The organism is Methanobrevibacter sp. (assembly GCF_045611865.1).
GTDB lineage: Archaea > Methanobacteriota > Methanobacteria > Methanobacteriales > Methanobacteriaceae > Methanocatella.
This window is the reverse complement of the sequence record NZ_JAZKXX010000077.1, coordinates 12,932-28,985: the sequence shown is the minus strand read 5'-3', so window position 1 is coordinate 28,985 and position 16,054 is coordinate 12,932. Positions and strand designations below refer to the sequence as shown.

At 35.0% G+C, this 16,054-nt stretch carries 20 protein-coding genes; 17 read left to right on the top strand and 3 right to left on the bottom strand.

Annotation, left to right across the window (positions count from 1 at the left end):
* Positions 1-20 precede the first annotated feature (20 nt).
* On the top strand, positions 21-722 hold the full coding sequence (locus ACKI32_RS09695; protein WP_407415893.1) for an alpha/beta hydrolase: 702 nt from the start codon (positions 21-23) through the stop codon (positions 720-722).
* 20 nt (positions 723-742) lie between these two features.
* On the opposite strand, the gene ACKI32_RS09690 is transcribed toward ACKI32_RS09695, so the two are convergent.
* Together ACKI32_RS09690 and ACKI32_RS09685 are read right to left on the bottom strand one after the other, a co-directional pair.
* Positions 743-1,183 (bottom strand): acetolactate synthase, encoded by a 441-nt coding sequence (locus tag ACKI32_RS09690; RefSeq protein ID WP_407415891.1) that lies wholly within the window; start codon positions 1,181-1,183, stop codon positions 743-745.
* The gene (locus ACKI32_RS09685; RefSeq protein ID WP_407415889.1) at positions 1,184-2,485 is read right to left on the bottom strand and encodes a phenylacetate--CoA ligase family protein; all 1,302 of its coding nucleotides are present in this window, start codon (positions 2,483-2,485) and stop codon (positions 1,184-1,186) included.
* A 242-nt stretch (positions 2,486-2,727) separates the two neighbouring features.
* Here ACKI32_RS09685 and ACKI32_RS09680 point away from each other — a divergent pair, with 242 nt between their 5' ends.
* The 8 genes from ACKI32_RS09680 (at position 2,728) to ACKI32_RS09645 (ending at position 7,928) form a co-directional block, all read left to right on the top strand.
* Positions 2,728-4,482: a hypothetical protein gene (locus ACKI32_RS09680; RefSeq protein WP_407415887.1), complete on the top strand. Its 1,755-nt coding sequence runs from the start codon at positions 2,728-2,730 to the stop codon at positions 4,480-4,482.
* Positions 4,483-4,688: 206 nt separating this feature from the next.
* Positions 4,689-5,399, top strand: a complete 711-nt coding sequence (locus ACKI32_RS09675) for a DUF2162 domain-containing protein (RefSeq protein ID WP_407415885.1) — start codon at positions 4,689-4,691, stop codon at positions 5,397-5,399.
* Between the two features lie 20 nt (positions 5,400-5,419).
* Positions 5,420-6,061, top strand: a complete 642-nt coding sequence (locus ACKI32_RS09670; RefSeq protein WP_407415883.1) for a MotA/TolQ/ExbB proton channel family protein — start codon at positions 5,420-5,422, stop codon at positions 6,059-6,061.
* An 11-nt stretch (positions 6,062-6,072) separates the two neighbouring features.
* Positions 6,073-6,396 carry a DUF2149 domain-containing protein gene (locus tag ACKI32_RS09665; RefSeq protein WP_407415881.1) on the top strand — a complete coding sequence of 108 codons (324 nt, stop codon included), beginning with the start codon at positions 6,073-6,075 and terminating at the stop codon, positions 6,394-6,396.
* Between the two features lie 111 nt (positions 6,397-6,507).
* A complete protein-coding gene (locus tag ACKI32_RS09660) occupies positions 6,508-6,930 on the top strand; it encodes a hypothetical protein (RefSeq protein WP_407415879.1) in 423 nt (140 codons plus the stop codon).
* 29 nt (positions 6,931-6,959) lie between these two features.
* Positions 6,960-7,382 carry a hypothetical protein gene (locus tag ACKI32_RS09655; RefSeq protein ID WP_407415877.1) on the top strand — a complete coding sequence of 141 codons (423 nt, stop codon included), beginning with the start codon at positions 6,960-6,962 and terminating at the stop codon, positions 7,380-7,382.
* Positions 7,383-7,412: 30 nt separating this feature from the next.
* Complete coding sequence (locus tag ACKI32_RS09650) at positions 7,413-7,730, top strand: transcription factor S (RefSeq protein ID WP_407415875.1); 318 nt, start codon at positions 7,413-7,415, stop codon at positions 7,728-7,730.
* Positions 7,731-7,739: 9 nt separating this feature from the next.
* Positions 7,740-7,928 (top strand): hypothetical protein, encoded by a 189-nt coding sequence (locus ACKI32_RS09645; RefSeq protein WP_407415873.1) that lies wholly within the window; start codon positions 7,740-7,742, stop codon positions 7,926-7,928.
* Between the two features lie 265 nt (positions 7,929-8,193).
* Here the strand turns inward: ACKI32_RS09645 and ACKI32_RS09640 are convergent, their stop codons facing one another.
* Complete coding sequence (locus tag ACKI32_RS09640) at positions 8,194-9,204, bottom strand: LytS/YhcK type 5TM receptor domain-containing protein (protein ID WP_407415871.1); 1,011 nt, start codon at positions 9,202-9,204, stop codon at positions 8,194-8,196.
* Positions 9,205-9,361: 157 nt separating this feature from the next.
* Between ACKI32_RS09640 and ACKI32_RS09635 the strand changes: the two genes are divergently transcribed.
* From ACKI32_RS09635 to rbr, 8 genes are all read left to right on the top strand, one after another.
* The gene (locus ACKI32_RS09635; RefSeq protein WP_407415869.1) at positions 9,362-9,937 is read left to right on the top strand and encodes a sugar O-acetyltransferase; all 576 of its coding nucleotides are present in this window, start codon (positions 9,362-9,364) and stop codon (positions 9,935-9,937) included.
* Positions 9,938-10,166: 229 nt separating this feature from the next.
* On the top strand, positions 10,167-11,723 hold the full coding sequence (locus ACKI32_RS09630) for a chloride channel protein (protein ID WP_407415867.1): 1,557 nt from the start codon (positions 10,167-10,169) through the stop codon (positions 11,721-11,723).
* Positions 11,724-12,224: a nitroreductase family protein gene (locus ACKI32_RS09625; RefSeq protein ID WP_407415865.1), complete on the top strand. Its 501-nt coding sequence runs from the start codon at positions 11,724-11,726 to the stop codon at positions 12,222-12,224. It begins immediately after the preceding gene.
* Between the two features lie 166 nt (positions 12,225-12,390).
* Entirely contained in the window at positions 12,391-13,071 is a 681-nt protein-coding gene (locus ACKI32_RS09620) for a hypothetical protein (protein ID WP_407415863.1), read from the top strand.
* A complete protein-coding gene (locus ACKI32_RS09615; protein ID WP_407415861.1) occupies positions 13,071-13,265 on the top strand; it encodes a hypothetical protein in 195 nt (64 codons plus the stop codon). Before ACKI32_RS09620 ends, ACKI32_RS09615 begins: the two co-directional genes overlap by 1 nt.
* 123 nt (positions 13,266-13,388) lie before the next feature.
* Positions 13,389-14,360, top strand: a complete 972-nt coding sequence (mch, locus tag ACKI32_RS09610) for a methenyltetrahydromethanopterin cyclohydrolase (protein WP_407415859.1) — start codon at positions 13,389-13,391, stop codon at positions 14,358-14,360.
* 129 nt (positions 14,361-14,489) lie between these two features.
* Complete coding sequence (locus tag ACKI32_RS09605; protein ID WP_407415857.1) at positions 14,490-15,323, top strand: DUF4013 domain-containing protein; 834 nt, start codon at positions 14,490-14,492, stop codon at positions 15,321-15,323.
* A gap of 107 nt (positions 15,324-15,430) precedes the next feature.
* Positions 15,431-15,976, top strand: coding sequence for a rubrerythrin (rbr, locus tag ACKI32_RS09600; RefSeq protein ID WP_407415855.1), 546 nt, complete (start codon positions 15,431-15,433; stop codon positions 15,974-15,976).
* The last annotated feature ends 78 nt before the right edge of the window (positions 15,977-16,054 follow it).

Below are 16,054 nucleotides of genomic sequence, written 5' to 3'. Positions count from 1 at the left end.
TTTCTATTTTTTTAGGGATTATGAACAAGAAGATTAAAATTGCTATAATAATAGTCATTCTGCTTGTAGTTGGCTATGCAACATATTATTTCACTGATTATTATCATGCAGAGAGTACTGCAACTGATTATTTGAACGGAACTTCTAATGTTACTGTTTCAAAAATAGATAATGGATTGTTCTTGGACGGTCCTGGTTCTGATAATGCATTGATATTCTATCCTGGGGCAAAGGTTGAATATACATCATACCTGCCTATGTTTGTAGATCTTGCAAGTCAAGGTGTGGACTGCTATCTTGTGGAAATGCCATTCAATATTGCATTTTTCGGCCAGGACAGTGCAGATTCAATTATTGATTCATCCAATTACACACATTACTACCTTTCAGGCCATTCTCTTGGTGGTTTGGTTGCATCTTCATATGTGAACAGCACGGGTAATGGTGACGGATTAATCCTATTTGCTTCTTATCCAACAGATGAAATCAATAAACCTGTTCTCTCAATTTATGGAACTCAAGATAAAGTATTGAACGTAAATAAGTATGATGAGTCAAAATCCTTAATGGCTAATTTTACTGAAGTTGTAATAGAAGGGGCAAATCACGAGCAATTTGCTTATTATGGTACTCAAGAAGGGGATGGTGTAGCCAGCATTTCTCCTGAAAGTCAACAGAAACAGTGTGTTGATGCTATTTTAGAGTTTATAAATAAATTTTAATAAAAAAATAAGATTGAAGTTTACAAATTGTAAACTTCTTCAGCACTTACTATAACGATATCATTTTTCTTTAAGGCAGATATCAATCCATCAATGTCGTCTGCATGGAGCAGCAATATTGCCTTTCCGGCTTTTTCATGTGTAAATGCGTATAAATATTCCAAATCGATTTCGTTATCCTTAATGATTTTTAAAACGCTTGTAAGTCCGCCTGGTGCATCATTCATTTCAACACCAATGATTTCTGTAATCTTAACAAGGAAGTTGTTTTCTTCCAGGGCCTCTTTTCCCTTTTCGGGATTGTCTACAACGAGTCTTAAAATTCCGAATTCTGAAGTGTCTGCCATACACATTGCTCTTATATTAACATCGGCATCGGTAAGCACTTCCAGTGGTTTTGATAAGCTTCCCATTCTGTTTTGTAAAAATATTGATAATTGTTTGATTTTCATCCCTATCACCTAATGTAAGTTTCTCTTATCTATTACTCTTTTTGCCTTTCCTTCAAATCTTGGCAGAGTTTTCGGTTCAACAAGAGTTACTTTTACTCTGATTCCAGTTTCATTTTCTATGTATTTGCCGATTTTATCTTGGATTGCCATCATTTCTTTCACGCCATCAAAGAAGATGTCCTGTGACGCTTCCACTTTGACTTCGATTTCATCTAAAGTTCCAGGTCTTGTAACTATTATCATATAATGAGGCTCTACATCACCTGCCTTAAGCAGTGCTTTTTCGATTTGTGATGGGAAAACAGCTACTCCTTTAACTTTAATCATGTCGTCAGATCTGCCTGTGATTCTACTCATTCTTGCATGGGTTCTTCCGCATTCACATTTTTCATAGGTGAGTTTGGTTAAATCCTTTGTCCTGAATCTTATTACTGGCATTCCTTCACGCTGTAGGTTGGTTAGGACAAGTTCTCCTGGTTTTTCTGCTCCGATTACTTTGCCTGTGTTAGGGTCAATGATTTCCGGATAGTAGATGTCTTCTGCAATGTGGAGGCCTTTTTGGGCGCAGCATTCCACTCCGACACCAGGTCCCATGAGTTCTGTTAGTCCATAAATGTTGTATGCTTTGGCACCGAAGATTTGTTCGATTCTATCCCTCATCTCTTCAGTCCATCCTTCAGCTCCAAATCCAATTGCTTTAAGGCCTAACTCTTTTGGGTCGATTCCATCTTCAAGAGCTATTTCACCAAGGTGGATTCCGTATGAAGGGGTGAATATTAAACAGGTACTTCCAAAATCGCTCATGATTTCGACTTGTCTTCTGGTTTGTCCTGTTGAAATCGGTATGATTGCAGCTCCGATTTTATGTGATCCGTAGTGGACACCAAATCCTCCGGTAAACAGTCCGTATCCATGTGTGTTTTGGATGATATCGTTTTCACCAATTCCCATCATGGTGAGTCCACGTGCTATTGTTTCAGCCCATGTATCAAGGTCTTTTTTGGTATAGCCTGATACTACTGGTTTTCCGGTGGTTCCTGATGATGAGTGTAGTTCTTTGATTTCGGATATGTCAACTGCAAAAAGTCCGAACGGATAGCTTTCCCTTAGGTCATCTTTTGTTATGAATGGAAGTTTTTCGATGTCTTTTAGAGTTTCTATATCTTCAGGATAGACTTCTGCTTCACTGTATTTCTTATTATAATAAGGAATTTCATTAAATGCTCTTTTGACAGTACTTTGAAGCTTTTTTAACTGCAATTCTTCAAGGTCCTGCCTTGGCATTGTTTCTATTTCTTCGTTCCAATACATGTTTTGCCTCATTAATTTTTCAATATTAAATATATTTAGAATATTATGATTTATAATTTTTTCATCTCAATTTTTCCATTAACAGTAAATTTTTTTAATTACTAACTTCAATAAATTAAAGTGGTAATGCTGTTTGATATTTTCTTTTGTTCATGGGGAAGATATTGCATAAATGGGGTTACTGTAAATCTTTAGTGGGTATAATTGAGCATTTATTATATATCAAATTATTAGGGGAATTCATGAAAAGACATAGCTTAGCTATGGTTTTTTTATTGATTACAATACTAAGTTTGATTGGAGCTGTCTCAGCAAGTGAGAATCTCGCTGCCGTGGATGTTGACAGTTCTATATATAACGTTCAAGATTATGCTCAAATTGAAATATCTGACGAATACGTATCCGAAAGTGTCGGTGAGACTGTTTCGATTTCACATTGTGATGTAGAAAAGCTGGATGAGGCCTGTCAAAGGTCAGTGTCTTATAATAGCTATTCGCCACAATATCTTTCTTCAAGCGGTCAGGGACAATATTCGGATGAAGGCATTGATGACAATGTCGGTGAGTTTATTTCAATTTCAGGAGAAACGCTATCCTTTAGTGATAATGAAAATGACCTTTTAGTGTCATCTTACAATGATTTAGAAGGTATAAATCTTGATGATTCTATCTCGCACTTTCAAACGATAGGCCCTGATTCGACGGGTTTGGTCGGTGAATGTGAGTTTGGATATGGTATATCAAATATCTTAGGTAGCTTATTAGATTTAAACACTGCTAATGAAGTTTTAGATGTCACAATCGACTTGACTAAAATTGATAAATTGGCCATAGAAAATGTTTTAAATGAAATAATAAGTTCTTCTAATGGATATGTAAAAAATGGTTACGATAATCTTTTAGAATTATCCTCAATTAAAACGGGTTTAATAAATGTTAAATTTATTAAAGATGCTGGTCTTCTCACTATTTCATTATGCGATAAGAATGAAACAATTCTGTATAATGCTGGTCAGGAAATATCCGCTGGTCTTTGGGATATGATTATAGGTTCCTGGGCCAATGGAATTATAAAACCAAGTGATGTGCTTGGAAGTGATTCTGGACAAAGTGGTGATGAATCAAGCAGATTAACACGACATCCTACTGAATTTGATTTACCTCTTGAAGATACCTCCGATTATGTATTAGGTGTTCCAAGAGACTCTGATGCTGATGCCTTTATTTGGTCTGTAGATAATACATCAGGTAAAAGAGCGTGCATAGGTGTTGCTTTGGTAAATGAATCCACAAATGGATTGCTTAAATCAAGCCTTAGTGATACTGCTTTAGAATCGCAAAATAAAATTGATTTAAAACAGATTGGTGTTGATGCTACTAATAAAGCGTTAGCCTACTTTAAATCAATAGGCATTGATATTAAGAAGGGTTATCCGAAATTTTATGTTTTAACCTCTGCAAGTTACGTTAAAATTAAGGGAACAAGCACCGAAAGTGTTCTTAATGGAATTTCAGAAGTACTTGGATCTAAAAAGAATATTTATCCTATACATACTCCATTATGGAAGGATTTAGTATTTTATTACATATGGGTAAACAACGCTAATAATAGGGATATGTCATCCTATGCATTGGTATATGATGAATCCACTGGCAAATTCATTGTTTCAAGTGAGGCAAGAAAACAAGGAGATGACATGGCTTATAAGATGGGTTTATATGAGAAATCTCAGCCATATCACGGACATGGCCACAAAAGTATAATTAATCCATTCGTTGGAGATATCTCTTCAGCTGGTGTGGTTAATGATACAAATATCACAGGTAATTTGAAGGACAATGAGACTGTTAATGACACTGTTCTTGTTGAGATTTCCAAAAAAATTATCGATGATATGCCAAAGGCCGATTCAAATCCTTTAAGTATAGTGGTGGTTATATTATCGATTGTAGCGGTATACATATTCTTTAGGCTTAGTTATACTAGAAAAGATTAGTTTAAATATTTCACATTTGTGAAATATTTTTTTTATTTTTTTTTTTAAAGTTCTTGTTTTTGCAAAATATTTAAATTGATTGGATGTAATATATTATTGATGGTTGTTTTATTACACATCGCTTTTTAAAAGATTTATATATTTTATCAAACTAATAATAATTTGTAAATTATTAAAATTTATTTGAGTTACATGGAGAATTTAATATGGATATGATGAGTGTTTTATGGCAAGTGGGTATTTTTGCTTCAGTTCTTGTATTCGGTATAAAAGTGGGACTTGCTTCAGGATTAGCCAATTTGCCTAAAAAGTTGTTTGCAGTAATCTGTATTTCTTATGGTGGAGGAGTATTGATAATTTCATATATTGCTTCATTTTTCGCAGATCAACTGGTTCAGGCGATATACAGTTATAATACAATCTTTTATATTATAATGGCTTCAATCATGATTATTGCTGGTTTAGTTACAATAAGAGAATGGAAAATACATGATAAGAATACCTCTACAGCAACTTCTCTAGCTATTATTGCTCCTTGTCCATGCTGTTTTGGTTCTATAATCGCAAGCGTATTAATCGTTGCTCCAACAATCGGTGTCAGTTCACTTAATCTTAGTGGATATGCGGCAGCAGCCCTTGTTTTGGTCATGATTATAACTTATTTTGCATCCAATACCATTGTAAGGTTTATCAAACGTCCATATCCTGTTGTTTTGGGTAACTTCATGCTGCTTTTAGGTGCATATTTCCTGCTTTCAGCCATTGTAATTCCAAACATCGCAGGAGTAATGACAAAAACTTTAACTCCTGTTTCCATTAGTTCTCCTCAAGACATACTAATGATAGTTCTCGCATTTGCTATTTTGATAGTTGGGGGCGTAGTATTAACTAAAAGAGGTAGAAACTTCTTAGAATAAAAATTTTTGGTGAAAAGATTATGGTTTTAAATATTCCAGGCGGAGAATTTCTAACAGGATCTCTTGATGTTATCTCACAAAGCTTAACCATTCCAGTACTTGTTATTTTGCTTATTATTGTCATTATAAGTATTGTCACATTAGGGGGGGCCATTGCCGAGTATACCTCAAGAAAAAAGGTTCCAGTTGGAACAATCAGAGACTTGATTTATGACATTAACGCTGCAGAATCTGTAGATGCATTGCAGAATGTGATTTCTAAAGCTAAAATCCCAAAATCTCAAAAGAAGGTTTTAACAGAAATTGCATCTTCCCAAAAGTTGGGTTCCACTTCCAGGGAAGCTCTTGCTCGTAAGCTATTTGAATTTGAAGAAGAAAAAACTATGGAGTCATTAAAGAAAACAGACATCATTACCCGTATCGGACCGACTTTGGGTTTGATGGGTACATTGATTCCAATGGGTCCGGGACTTGCCGCATTGGGAGCGGGAGACATTAACACTCTTGCAAGTTCACTTACCGTTGCATTCAACACAACAATCGTAGGTATCGGGTCCGGTGCACTCTGTTATGTAATCGGTAAAATCAGATCAGGATGGTATGACAGATATCTGTCTGATTTGGATGCTTTAATCGATGCCGTTTTAGATAAAATGAATTAGACAGTGGTTTTATGGTTAGGAAAAATGGTAGGCGCAGGTCCAAAAGGGTAGAGGAAGACCCGATGGCAGGTACAGCAAACCTTGTTGATGCAATGCTTGTAATTGCAGTGGGCTTTTTGGTTTTTGTAATCATAAGCTGGAACATGCAGGCCATGATTGACCCTGATAACAGTATTCAGGAGCAAATGCAACAGCAGCAAGTCACAGAAGTGGACCAGGGCCAGCAACTGAACGAAACACCTGACACTTCAAACAGTTCAGGTCAAGGTTACACCGAAATGGGCAAGGTGTATAAAGACCCCGCAACGGGAAAGCTGATAATGGTGGAAGGTTAATCCTTTCACATTTAAACTTTTTTTTTAATTTTTACTAATTTTTAAATAGTATTATCAATATAGTAATACTATAGAACTTTATGATTTTTTTCCACATGTCGGTGATTTCTAATGAACAATAGTGAGTTTTCAAGGGTTATAATTATCAATTTCATTTCAGCACTAATTGTAACATTGGTAGCTTGCCTTTTTTTAGACTCATTTGATTTAATGGACATGATGTATGTTGCAAACATATTCGGTATTTACTTTTTGGTTGTTTACGGAATAGAGATGCTGGTCCAGTCAGGTCAAATACCAAACGATTACAGAAGGTTTATCATTGCCTTAATCTTTATAGTTATCTTTGATTTGATATTTCTATATCTGATTCCACTTCTCTTTGGAGCAGACGTGTTTTCCGCAGTAAACTATTTTTCAATGGATTTGGATGGATTTAAAATGAACTTCATTTTCAATGCAAAATTCTATCTAGCGGTATTTGCAATAATAATGCTGTACTTCAACTATAAGTTATTCAAAATCCACGAATGATTAGATAATTCTTTTTTTGGTGATTTTTTATGGACTACTATGGGTTTTCAAGGTTTATGTTAATTAATTTCATATCATCTATTCTAATAACAATTATAGTTTGGTTTTGTCTGTATACCATTCAACTTCCTGATGTAATGTATCTTGGAGCATTCTTTGGAATGTATGTGTTTGCATATTTCGGCGTAAATCTCATTGTGGATGATGAAATAATCCCGAATAATTATTATAGAGTGTTATTGGCGGCAATATGTTTGTTGATATATCTAATTGTATTCATGTATATGATGCCTTTAATCTTCGGTCCAGGTGTCTTTCCAGCAGACCATACAATATCAAGCATCATTCCTTATGGTGGTTTTGGAAGTGATTTCGTATTGAATACAAATCTTTATCTAGCAATATTCACAATAATAATATTGGCCCTGAATGTCTATCATATGGATTTTTAATTAATTTAATAATAAAAGGTGTTTATTTAAATGGAATTCTGTCCTGATTGCGGTGCGATGCTGATGCCTAAAAAAGGCAAAATCAAATGCAGATGCGGATTTGAAAAGTCCCTGACAAGCGAGGATATTGAAGAGCAATATCACATGGAAGGCGAAACCAATCCACAAGCAAAAGTTATTGTAACCGACAGAAATAACGTCGCACTTCCCACAACAACAATAACCTGCTATAAATGTGGAGGAACAAAAGGCTACTGGTGGACAGTGCAAACCAGATCAGCCGATGAAGCACCAACTAATTTTATACGCTGCGCAAATTGCGGAAACACATGGAGAAGTTCAAACTAGAACAATGTTATGAAAAACACAAAAGTTACTTTAACAGTTAATGGTAAGATATACTCTGCTAAAACCAACAGCAAAGGTGTAGCAACTTTCAAACTTACTAACTTGACTAAGAAAGGTAAATTTACAGCTGTTGTTAAGTATGTGGGTAATAGTTACTACAATGCTAAGACAGTTAAACCAAAAATAACAGTCAGGTAGGTACAACTTTACCTACAACTTTTTTTTATTTTAATTCTGGCCTAGACCATACCATCACTTCCCGTATTCCTGCTTAGAAGTTCTAAGAACATACTTTGGGTATAAATTAGTTTTCATAATAACTCCTGATGCTAATGAAACTGCAAAAATCGCATCAACTTTAAAATTCAATTAAAAATAAATTTGGAGATGAACCCTCCCTCTTTACTGATTTTTTTTTAAGATTATTGTGTTGTAAAAATGTTCATGGAGAGGTTCCAATTAGCTATTTTTTCAAATCTTCGATTTTACTTTCCAGCTTTTCAACTTTTTCATTGGTTTTTGCCAATTTATTTTCCAGTTTAAGGATTTTCTTTTCTTCAGGACTGAGTGATGGATTTGATTTTTGTCTTTCTTCCTTGATGACAATTGAAACCAGTATTATTCCTATAACGGATGCAAATAGCATTATTGGATAGACAGTATGAATAAAAGGGAATGAAATGTCTGGAGGACTCATTATAACAATCATCAGCATTTCAAAACCTGTAAAGAGAAACATCAAAAGGATTGCTGATAGGGTTTTAGGGAATTTTTTGTCATTCCACATGAAAATCAGACTTCCGATGATACCGCTTATAACTGTTGAAATGGCACAGGGCACGGCAGTGACTCCTCCCAGGGTGAATCTGTATGCTCCGGATATTAGCCCTACAGGTATTCCGATAAATGGACCTCCAAAAAGACCGCTGATCATGACTACCATGCATCTGACGTTTGCCGGAGTGTCACCGATATATGTGTGGTAATTTGAAGCGAAAAGCCCTAAGGCAGTAAATACTATTAAACATATAATCTGGTTTTTCTTAGTGAATTTTCCATGCAACATCTCTTTGAACGGTCTAAGTTTTGTTGCAAGAAGAATAAAGAGTATTATTACTGATAAGACTTTAAACATTTCCAAGAATGGTCCGAAAATCATTGTCTCATCAACATTGCTGTTAAAATAGGAAGTCATAAGGCCCACAACGGTAATTATGACCAGATAGCCTATGTCATATAAAGAACTGCCCCTTTCCCTTAATCTTGGAAGCCTTGATGAGATGAACGCTAAAATCAAGATTGTGGCAAGAATAGTGAAAAGATTGTCAATGGTTTCTATTTCAATTTTGATATTTACTTTTGAATAGTAATAGATTAATCCTATGACAAGCACAATATTAGAAATCAGCAATAGAAGATATATTAGAGTTATCTTTTGGAAATTCCTGTTGTTTTTCAGTTTCTCTTTTAGCATTTGAATCGTATTTGGAAATTTAGTTTTAAAAAATTGTATTCGTTCTTATTATATTGATGATAATATTAATACTTTTTTTTAATAAACTGTTTTTTATGCAGATTTTTATCTAATTTTCACGAAAATCATTAATATCAATACCCATATAGATTTCAACATGTTAGAACTTAATGAAATTCTCGATATTTTCAATTCAGGCAAAACCTTGCATATGGATGAGGAGGCTACTTTAACCTGCAATCATTATGCTGTGGAAGCTCAAAAGATAACATGTGAGTTAAACTATAAATATCATGATCTGGAAGAGATTCGCCAAATATTTTCTAAACTGATAGGAAAGAAAGTCAGTGATGACTTTAGAGTTTTTCCGCCATTTACAACTGATTTTGGAAAGAACATTCATTTGGGAAAGAACGTTTTCATCAATTCGGGCTGCAGATTCCAAGATCAGGGCGGAATATACATCGGCGACAACGTATTGATTGGCCATAATGTAGTCATGGCAACTCTAAACCATGAGGAAGATCCCAAAAAAAGAGGAAATCTTGTGCCTGCTCCAATTAGGATTGGAAATGATGTGTGGATAGGATCCAATGCCACCATACTTCCTGGCGTTACTATTGGGGATGGCGCCATTGTTGCAGCCGGTGCGGTCGTTACAAAGGATGTTGCTGAAAATTCTGTTGTTGCAGGAGTTCCTGCCCGTTATCTTCGTGATGTTAAATCAGATTAACCAATACTTTCTTTTTTTAACTGATGCCATTGCAAAAATGCACTAACAAAAGTTAAAGGATTCAAAAGATAAGCCAAAGATAATAGAATTGATGATGAAAAAATCAATTAAACAATAGCTGGAAGTCAAATTTTAATAGCACAACTCATCCAGTACAATAATATGATGGTACATATAATACTTCAAGTAATGAAAATTTATTATATGATTTGAAATAAATTATTATATGATGAAATCGGTTGAAAAAACATTGAAGTCCGTTGCTGAAAATCCGAGATATATCTTTAAACTGACCGTTCAGGGAGTGATGGTAGGTATATTTGCAGGATTGATGGTATGTTTATACAGATTTTTGCTTTACGGCTCTGAAAGTGTTTTGAGAAACTATTTGAAAATAATTCATGGAAACGTTTTTTATATTATATTATTTTTTATAGCCCTTGCCGTCATGGGTCTTTTGATTGACTGTCTGATTAAATGGGAAAGGGATTCTGCTGGAAGCGGCATACCTCAGGTATATGCCGAGGTAAAGGGTCATATGGAGGCTAATTGGGCGAAGGTATTGGTTTCAAAGGTTGTTTCTGGTGTCCTGACAGCTTTGGGCGGTCTTTCACTTGGTCCTGAAGGCCCTTCAGTTCAGATTGGTGGTATGGCCGGAAAGGGTGTTGCAAGATTATTCAAAGGGTCAAAGACAGACGAGCTGAGGCTGATTCTTGTAGGTTCGGCTGTGGGTATTACTGCAGCATTCAATGCACCTCTTGCAGGAGTAATCTTTGTTCTTGAAGAAATCAACCATGGATTCGACAAGACATTGGTCTTCATTGCTTTGGTATCGGCCATCGTATCTGATTTTATATCAAAGGCCATCTTTGGCCAGCAGACCGCATTGGCATTTCCAGTTGTCAACATCCCTCTTGAATCATACTGGATTCTGGTGGTTCTGGGCATTCTGATAGGCCTTTTGGGATACGTCTATAATGCAGGCATGATTAAATCATCAGACATTATGGACAATCTCAGGATTCCATCATGGCTCAAGTTCGTATTGGTGTTCATGATATCGGGTGTTGTGGCCCTTACAATACCTGAGATAAGTGACGGTGGACACTTCATGATGGATATGCTGGGCTTGGCCGTCCCGTCTTTGGGAGTTTTGCTTTTGCTGCTTGTATTAAAATACCTGTTTTCAATGTTTTCATTTTCATCCGGAGCTCCTGGAGGAATTTTTTTGCCGATTCTTGTATTGGGAGCATATATCGGGGCCATATTTGGGTCTGTTGCATGCCCTGCCCTGGGCCTTCATCAGGATTTGGTCTATAAGTTCATAATCATTTCGATGGCGGGATTTTTTGCAGCAACCGTAAGGTCACCTATTACAGGAATAGTTCTTCTTGCGGAGATGTCAGGCTCAACCGAATCCCTTGTTGCGATGGTAATAGTGTCATTAATAGCTTATGCGGTTCCGACACTTATGGGAAGCGAGCCTATTTATGAATCATTATACGACAGACTGCTTTTAAAGAAAAACAGGGAATATGTAAAGAAGCCTTCAGAGCATGTTTTAAGCGAATATATTGTTCCTTTGGATTGCGATTACATCAATTTCAAGATTAAGGACATTCCATTTCCGAAAAATGCAATAGTCGTATCTGTCATTAGGAACGGAAAGTATATTATTCCGAGCGAGGATTTCAACATCCAATATTCAGACCAGATTCACATCTTGAGTGATGTAAATGATTATCCTTTTGTTCGAGAAGAGATTGAGGAGTTGTTTGGTGGTTAGATGAGTTTGATATTCAAAAGACGCAGCGTTAGAAAGTTTACAGACGAAGAGGTAAGTGACGATTTGATTGAAAGCCTTCTTAAGGCAGGCATGCAGGCACCGTCCTCCTGCAATTCACAGCCATGGGAGTTTGTTGTCGTTTCAAAATCAGAAGACAAGCAGGCAATCTCTGAGATGCATCGCTTTGCAAAGCCAGCAGCCGAAGCGTCAAAGTTGATTGTTACTTTGGGAAACCTCAATGAAGCAAAGGTTATTGGCATGATTGAACAGGACTTGGGGGCCTGCAATGAAAACATTCTGCTTCAGGCAACTCATGAAGGCCTTGGATCCGTTTGGCTAGGGTTTCATCCTATTGAAGACAGGACATTAAGGTTGAAGGAATATTTGGATATTCCTGATTACTGCATTCCATTTTCCGTAATATGTGTTGGCTATCCTGCTCATGATGGTGAAGTGAAACTTAGATATGATGAGTCAAAGGTTCATTTCGATAAATATTAATTTTTTTTATTATTTTTATCTTATTTTTTCCTTATTCTATCTACAATTAAATCAAATATATTTTTTATTCATTTAAAGAAAATGTTGTCTGATTTTGTAAAATTGAAGTTATAAATAACTTGTTAATTTATTAATGGCAGATTATATAATATATTTTGGTGAAAAAATGAATTTTGATTATCTGTTAAATATTACAATTTTAATTAATTTAATTAAAAAGTTTCTAAGAAGTTTTGCAGAATGTTGGAATGATAATTCGGGGTCATTATTCCCAAAATCAGAGCCAGATTATGTTAAATATATGAATTTAAAAATTAACAACACAGTTAAATCAATTTCACGAAATGATTTGCCTTCGGATTTTTGTAAAAAAGCATGTCGAGAAATTGATATTTTTAGACGCAAAACTGCTGATGAACATGATGAATGGATGGTGTATATTGATATTGAAACAGGTGAAGTGTTGGATTATTTTAAAGGAATGGGTGGTGAGCTTATTGGTCAAATTATTGAATCTAGATATAACGACCGAAAAATTGTTGCTATTCATAATCATCCTAAAGGTTATCTCTCTCCTCCATCCTATGATAATTTTGGAATATTAAAATTCGCATTTCAGGATTATGAAATCATTTGTTCAGAAGATGTATTCTGGGTTTTAGAAGCAAAAGGTATTGCAAGTGAAAAACAGATTAATATGGTTAAAAAGAATGTAAAATTATTATATGATATATCAATAGATTATTCTAGTGATGATTCTTCTTTAAATAGGATGTATGGGGATAATTTATTGAAATATTTAAATAATAATAATGATATTAATTTAATTAAAAAGGAGTATAAGTAATGTCTTCTCGTAAATGTGGAATTAAAATTATTCGGGAAAATAAACCGCCGTTGTATGATACGACTTTGTGTGAAAAACCCATATCTTATCATAGACATCAATCTAAAATCAGAACAAAAGGCAAATCTAAAGATGAAATTAGGGATGACTTCATTAAAGTTTGCAGGCAGTTGGGATTTGAACCATCATTATAACTGGATACTTTTTCTTTCATTCAAATAGATTCCAATTCATTTAGTCAAGTTTAAATAATAATAAAAATAAAATTTTAATCAGTAACTTAAAAGTTATAAGTTAGAATTATTAGAGGTTAGACTATGGTAAGTGTAAACTTAGAAGCTAAAAAAACCGTAGATGTAATGATTGAAAAGGCTGATGAATTAAACATCGCTGTATCAACTTTAGAAAATGGCGCTACTGTTTTAGACTGTGGTGTAAATGTTGACGGAAGTTTTAAAGCAGGAGAACTTTATACTAAAGTTTGTCTTGGTGGACTTGCAGATGTGGGAATTTCAATTCCTGGAGACTTATCTGAAAAATTCGCACTTCCTTCAGTTAAGATTAAAACAGACTCACCTTCCATTTCAACATTAGGTTCCCAAAAGGCAGGTTGGTCCGTTTCTGTAGGAGATTTCTTTGCATTAGGTTCTGGTCCTGCAAGAGCAATTTCATTAAAACCAGCTGAAACCTATGAAGAAATTGGTTATGAAGATAAAGAAGCTGATTTAGCTATTTTAACATTGGAAGCTGATGTATTGCCTGGTGAAGATGTCGCTCAATACATTGCTGATGAATGTAATGTTGATGTTAAAAATGTATACTTACTTGTAGCTCCTACTTCATCTCTCGTTGGATCTATTCAAATCGCAGGTAGAGTAGTTGAAAACGGAACTTATAAAATGTTGGAATTCATCAAATTCGACGTAACCAAAGTAAAACACGCTGCAGGTATCGCACCTATTGCACCTGTTGATCCTGACGGACTCAAGGCAATGGGTAAAACCAACGATGCAGTGCTCTTCGGTGGAAGAACCTATTACTATGTAGAATCCGAAGAAGGCGACGACATTGCAGCTGTTGCAGCTCAATTACCATCTTCCGCTGCTGACGGATATGGTAAACCGTTCTTTGATGTATTCAAAGATGCAGGATTTGACTTCTACCAAATTGATAAGGGAATGTTCGCTCCTGCTGAAGTAGTCATCAACGATTTGACTACTGGTAAGATGTATAAGGAAGGATTTGTCAACGCTGAGTTGCTCAAAAAATCCTTCGGTGTAGACGAATAGATTTTCGTCTATTTTTCTTTTTCTTTTTTTCTTAAATTAGCTCTTTTTTCAATTAATTTTAAATACTTTAATTTTTAAATTAATAATTGTCTTAAAATGACAAACAAATTTTTTTAAAGGTGTATAATAATGGAAATTATGGATATAATTAAAGAGGCATTTGTTTTCCCTTCAGAAGATATCGGAAAACTTGCAATATATATTGTCCTAACAATAGTCGTAGGAGGCCTTGCTGTTGGAGGTGCAATCTCAACAATATTCAGTTTTATTGATTCCGGCGCATACGCTATTGTTGGAGTGATTTTATTTATCTTAGCTTTAATCTTAGGTTTCATCATCTCAGGTTATCAGATAGCTATTATCAAGTCAGGTATAGACAAGTCAGAAGCTCCTGAATATGAATGGAAGAAAAACTTGATTGATGGGGTTTACTGCTTGATTATAAGTATTGTCTACTTCATCATTCCTGCAATCATTGTTTTGATTGTCGGATTCATCACCAATGTACCGGGTAACTTACAAGCGGTCCTTCAGGAAGCAGTTGTCAATTCCGTTAATGCAACTGCAACTGCAAACACCACACTTCCTGCTGTTTCAACAGTTTCAGATGCTTTAATAGGTAACTTGGCTGTATCTATTGCAATCACTGCTTTAGTTGCTTTAATCCTATTCATTATCTTTGCATTTATTCAGACAATGGCTCAATCAAGATTGGCCAATACTGGCAGTTTAGGTGATGCATTGAACATTCCTGAAGCATTCAAGGACATAGGAAGAATCGGATGGGGAAAAGTAATAGCTGTTATTCTTTTGGTTATCATTATAACCGTTGTAATCAATGGTATTATCGGATTTATTACCAACTACATTTCAGCTATTGGTATAGTTTCAATTATTGTGACTCCATACCTCATATTCTTCGCATACAGAGCAGTCGGATTGTTATACTCTGATATTGCATAAGGAAATTAATCATTTCCTTACTTTTTTTTCTTTTTTTTTTCGAGAATCATTTAACAAAGTTTTTAACCAATGATATTAATATTAAATATTATTGGAGATGTTTATTTATGACTGATTTAAAAGGTACAAAAACCGAAGCAAACTTACAAGCAGCTTTTGCTGGTGAGTCCCAAGCACATACAAAATATCAATACTTTGCTGCAAAAGCAAAAGAAGAAGGATACGTTCAAATCCATGACATTTTCATGGAAACTTCCAAAAACGAAAGGGAACACGCTAAAATCTGGTTCAAACTTTTACACGATGAAGAAATTCCAGACACAGTAGCAAACCTCAATGCTGCAGCAGACGGTGAAAACGAAGAATGGACTTCAATGTACAAAGAATTCGCTGAAACCGCTAAAGAAGAAGGCTTCCCAATGATTGCATTTTTATTTGAAAAAGTAGGTGCAATCGAAAAAGAACACGAAGAAAGATACAGAACATTACTTGCAAACGTTGAAAACGATGCAGTATTCAACAAAGAAGCAGACATTGAATGGAAATGTGAAAACTGTGGATTTGTTTTCTCAGGACCAAACGCTCCTGAAAAATGTCCTGTATGCGGACTTCCAAAAGCACACTTCGAAGAAAGAGCTACTAACTTTAAATAAGCTCTTTAACTTTTTTTTATTTTTTTTAGTTACCTAATTCTCACCAAATATTTAAATACTTAATTTGGATATTGTTTA

Excerpts from the sequence above, each read along its gene's own strand:
- ACKI32_RS09620 (WP_407415863.1), top strand. The coding sequence starts at position 12,391 with ATGAATTTTGATTATCTGTTAAATATTACAATTTTAATTAATTTAATT.
- rbr (WP_407415855.1), top strand. The coding sequence starts at position 15,431 with ATGACTGATTTAAAAGGTACAAAAACCGAAGCAAACTTACAAGCAGCT.
- ACKI32_RS09675 (WP_407415885.1), top strand. The coding sequence starts at position 4,689 with ATGGATATGATGAGTGTTTTATGGCAAGTGGGTATTTTTGCTTCAGTT.
- ACKI32_RS09630 (WP_407415867.1), top strand. The coding sequence starts at position 10,167 with ATGAAATCGGTTGAAAAAACATTGAAGTCCGTTGCTGAAAATCCGAGA.
- ACKI32_RS09645 (WP_407415873.1), top strand. The coding sequence starts at position 7,740 with ATGAAAAACACAAAAGTTACTTTAACAGTTAATGGTAAGATATACTCT.
- ACKI32_RS09685 (WP_407415889.1), bottom strand. The coding sequence starts at position 2,485 with ATGTATTGGAACGAAGAAATAGAAACAATGCCAAGGCAGGACCTTGAA.
- ACKI32_RS09635 (WP_407415869.1), top strand. The coding sequence starts at position 9,362 with ATGTTAGAACTTAATGAAATTCTCGATATTTTCAATTCAGGCAAAACC.
- ACKI32_RS09680 (WP_407415887.1), top strand. The coding sequence starts at position 2,728 with ATGAAAAGACATAGCTTAGCTATGGTTTTTTTATTGATTACAATACTA.
- ACKI32_RS09650 (WP_407415875.1), top strand. The coding sequence starts at position 7,413 with ATGGAATTCTGTCCTGATTGCGGTGCGATGCTGATGCCTAAAAAAGGC.
- ACKI32_RS09615 (WP_407415861.1), top strand. The coding sequence starts at position 13,071 with ATGTCTTCTCGTAAATGTGGAATTAAAATTATTCGGGAAAATAAACCG.
- ACKI32_RS09640 (WP_407415871.1), bottom strand. The coding sequence starts at position 9,204 with ATGCTAAAAGAGAAACTGAAAAACAACAGGAATTTCCAAAAGATAACT.
- ACKI32_RS09665 (WP_407415881.1), top strand. The coding sequence starts at position 6,073 with ATGGTTAGGAAAAATGGTAGGCGCAGGTCCAAAAGGGTAGAGGAAGAC.
- ACKI32_RS09655 (WP_407415877.1), top strand. The coding sequence starts at position 6,960 with ATGGACTACTATGGGTTTTCAAGGTTTATGTTAATTAATTTCATATCA.
- ACKI32_RS09660 (WP_407415879.1), top strand. The coding sequence starts at position 6,508 with ATGAACAATAGTGAGTTTTCAAGGGTTATAATTATCAATTTCATTTCA.
- ACKI32_RS09670 (WP_407415883.1), top strand. The coding sequence starts at position 5,420 with ATGGTTTTAAATATTCCAGGCGGAGAATTTCTAACAGGATCTCTTGAT.
- ACKI32_RS09605 (WP_407415857.1), top strand. The coding sequence starts at position 14,490 with ATGGAAATTATGGATATAATTAAAGAGGCATTTGTTTTCCCTTCAGAA.
- ACKI32_RS09695 (WP_407415893.1), top strand. The coding sequence starts at position 21 with ATGAACAAGAAGATTAAAATTGCTATAATAATAGTCATTCTGCTTGTA.
- mch (WP_407415859.1), top strand. The coding sequence starts at position 13,389 with ATGGTAAGTGTAAACTTAGAAGCTAAAAAAACCGTAGATGTAATGATT.
- ACKI32_RS09625 (WP_407415865.1), top strand. The coding sequence starts at position 11,724 with ATGAGTTTGATATTCAAAAGACGCAGCGTTAGAAAGTTTACAGACGAA.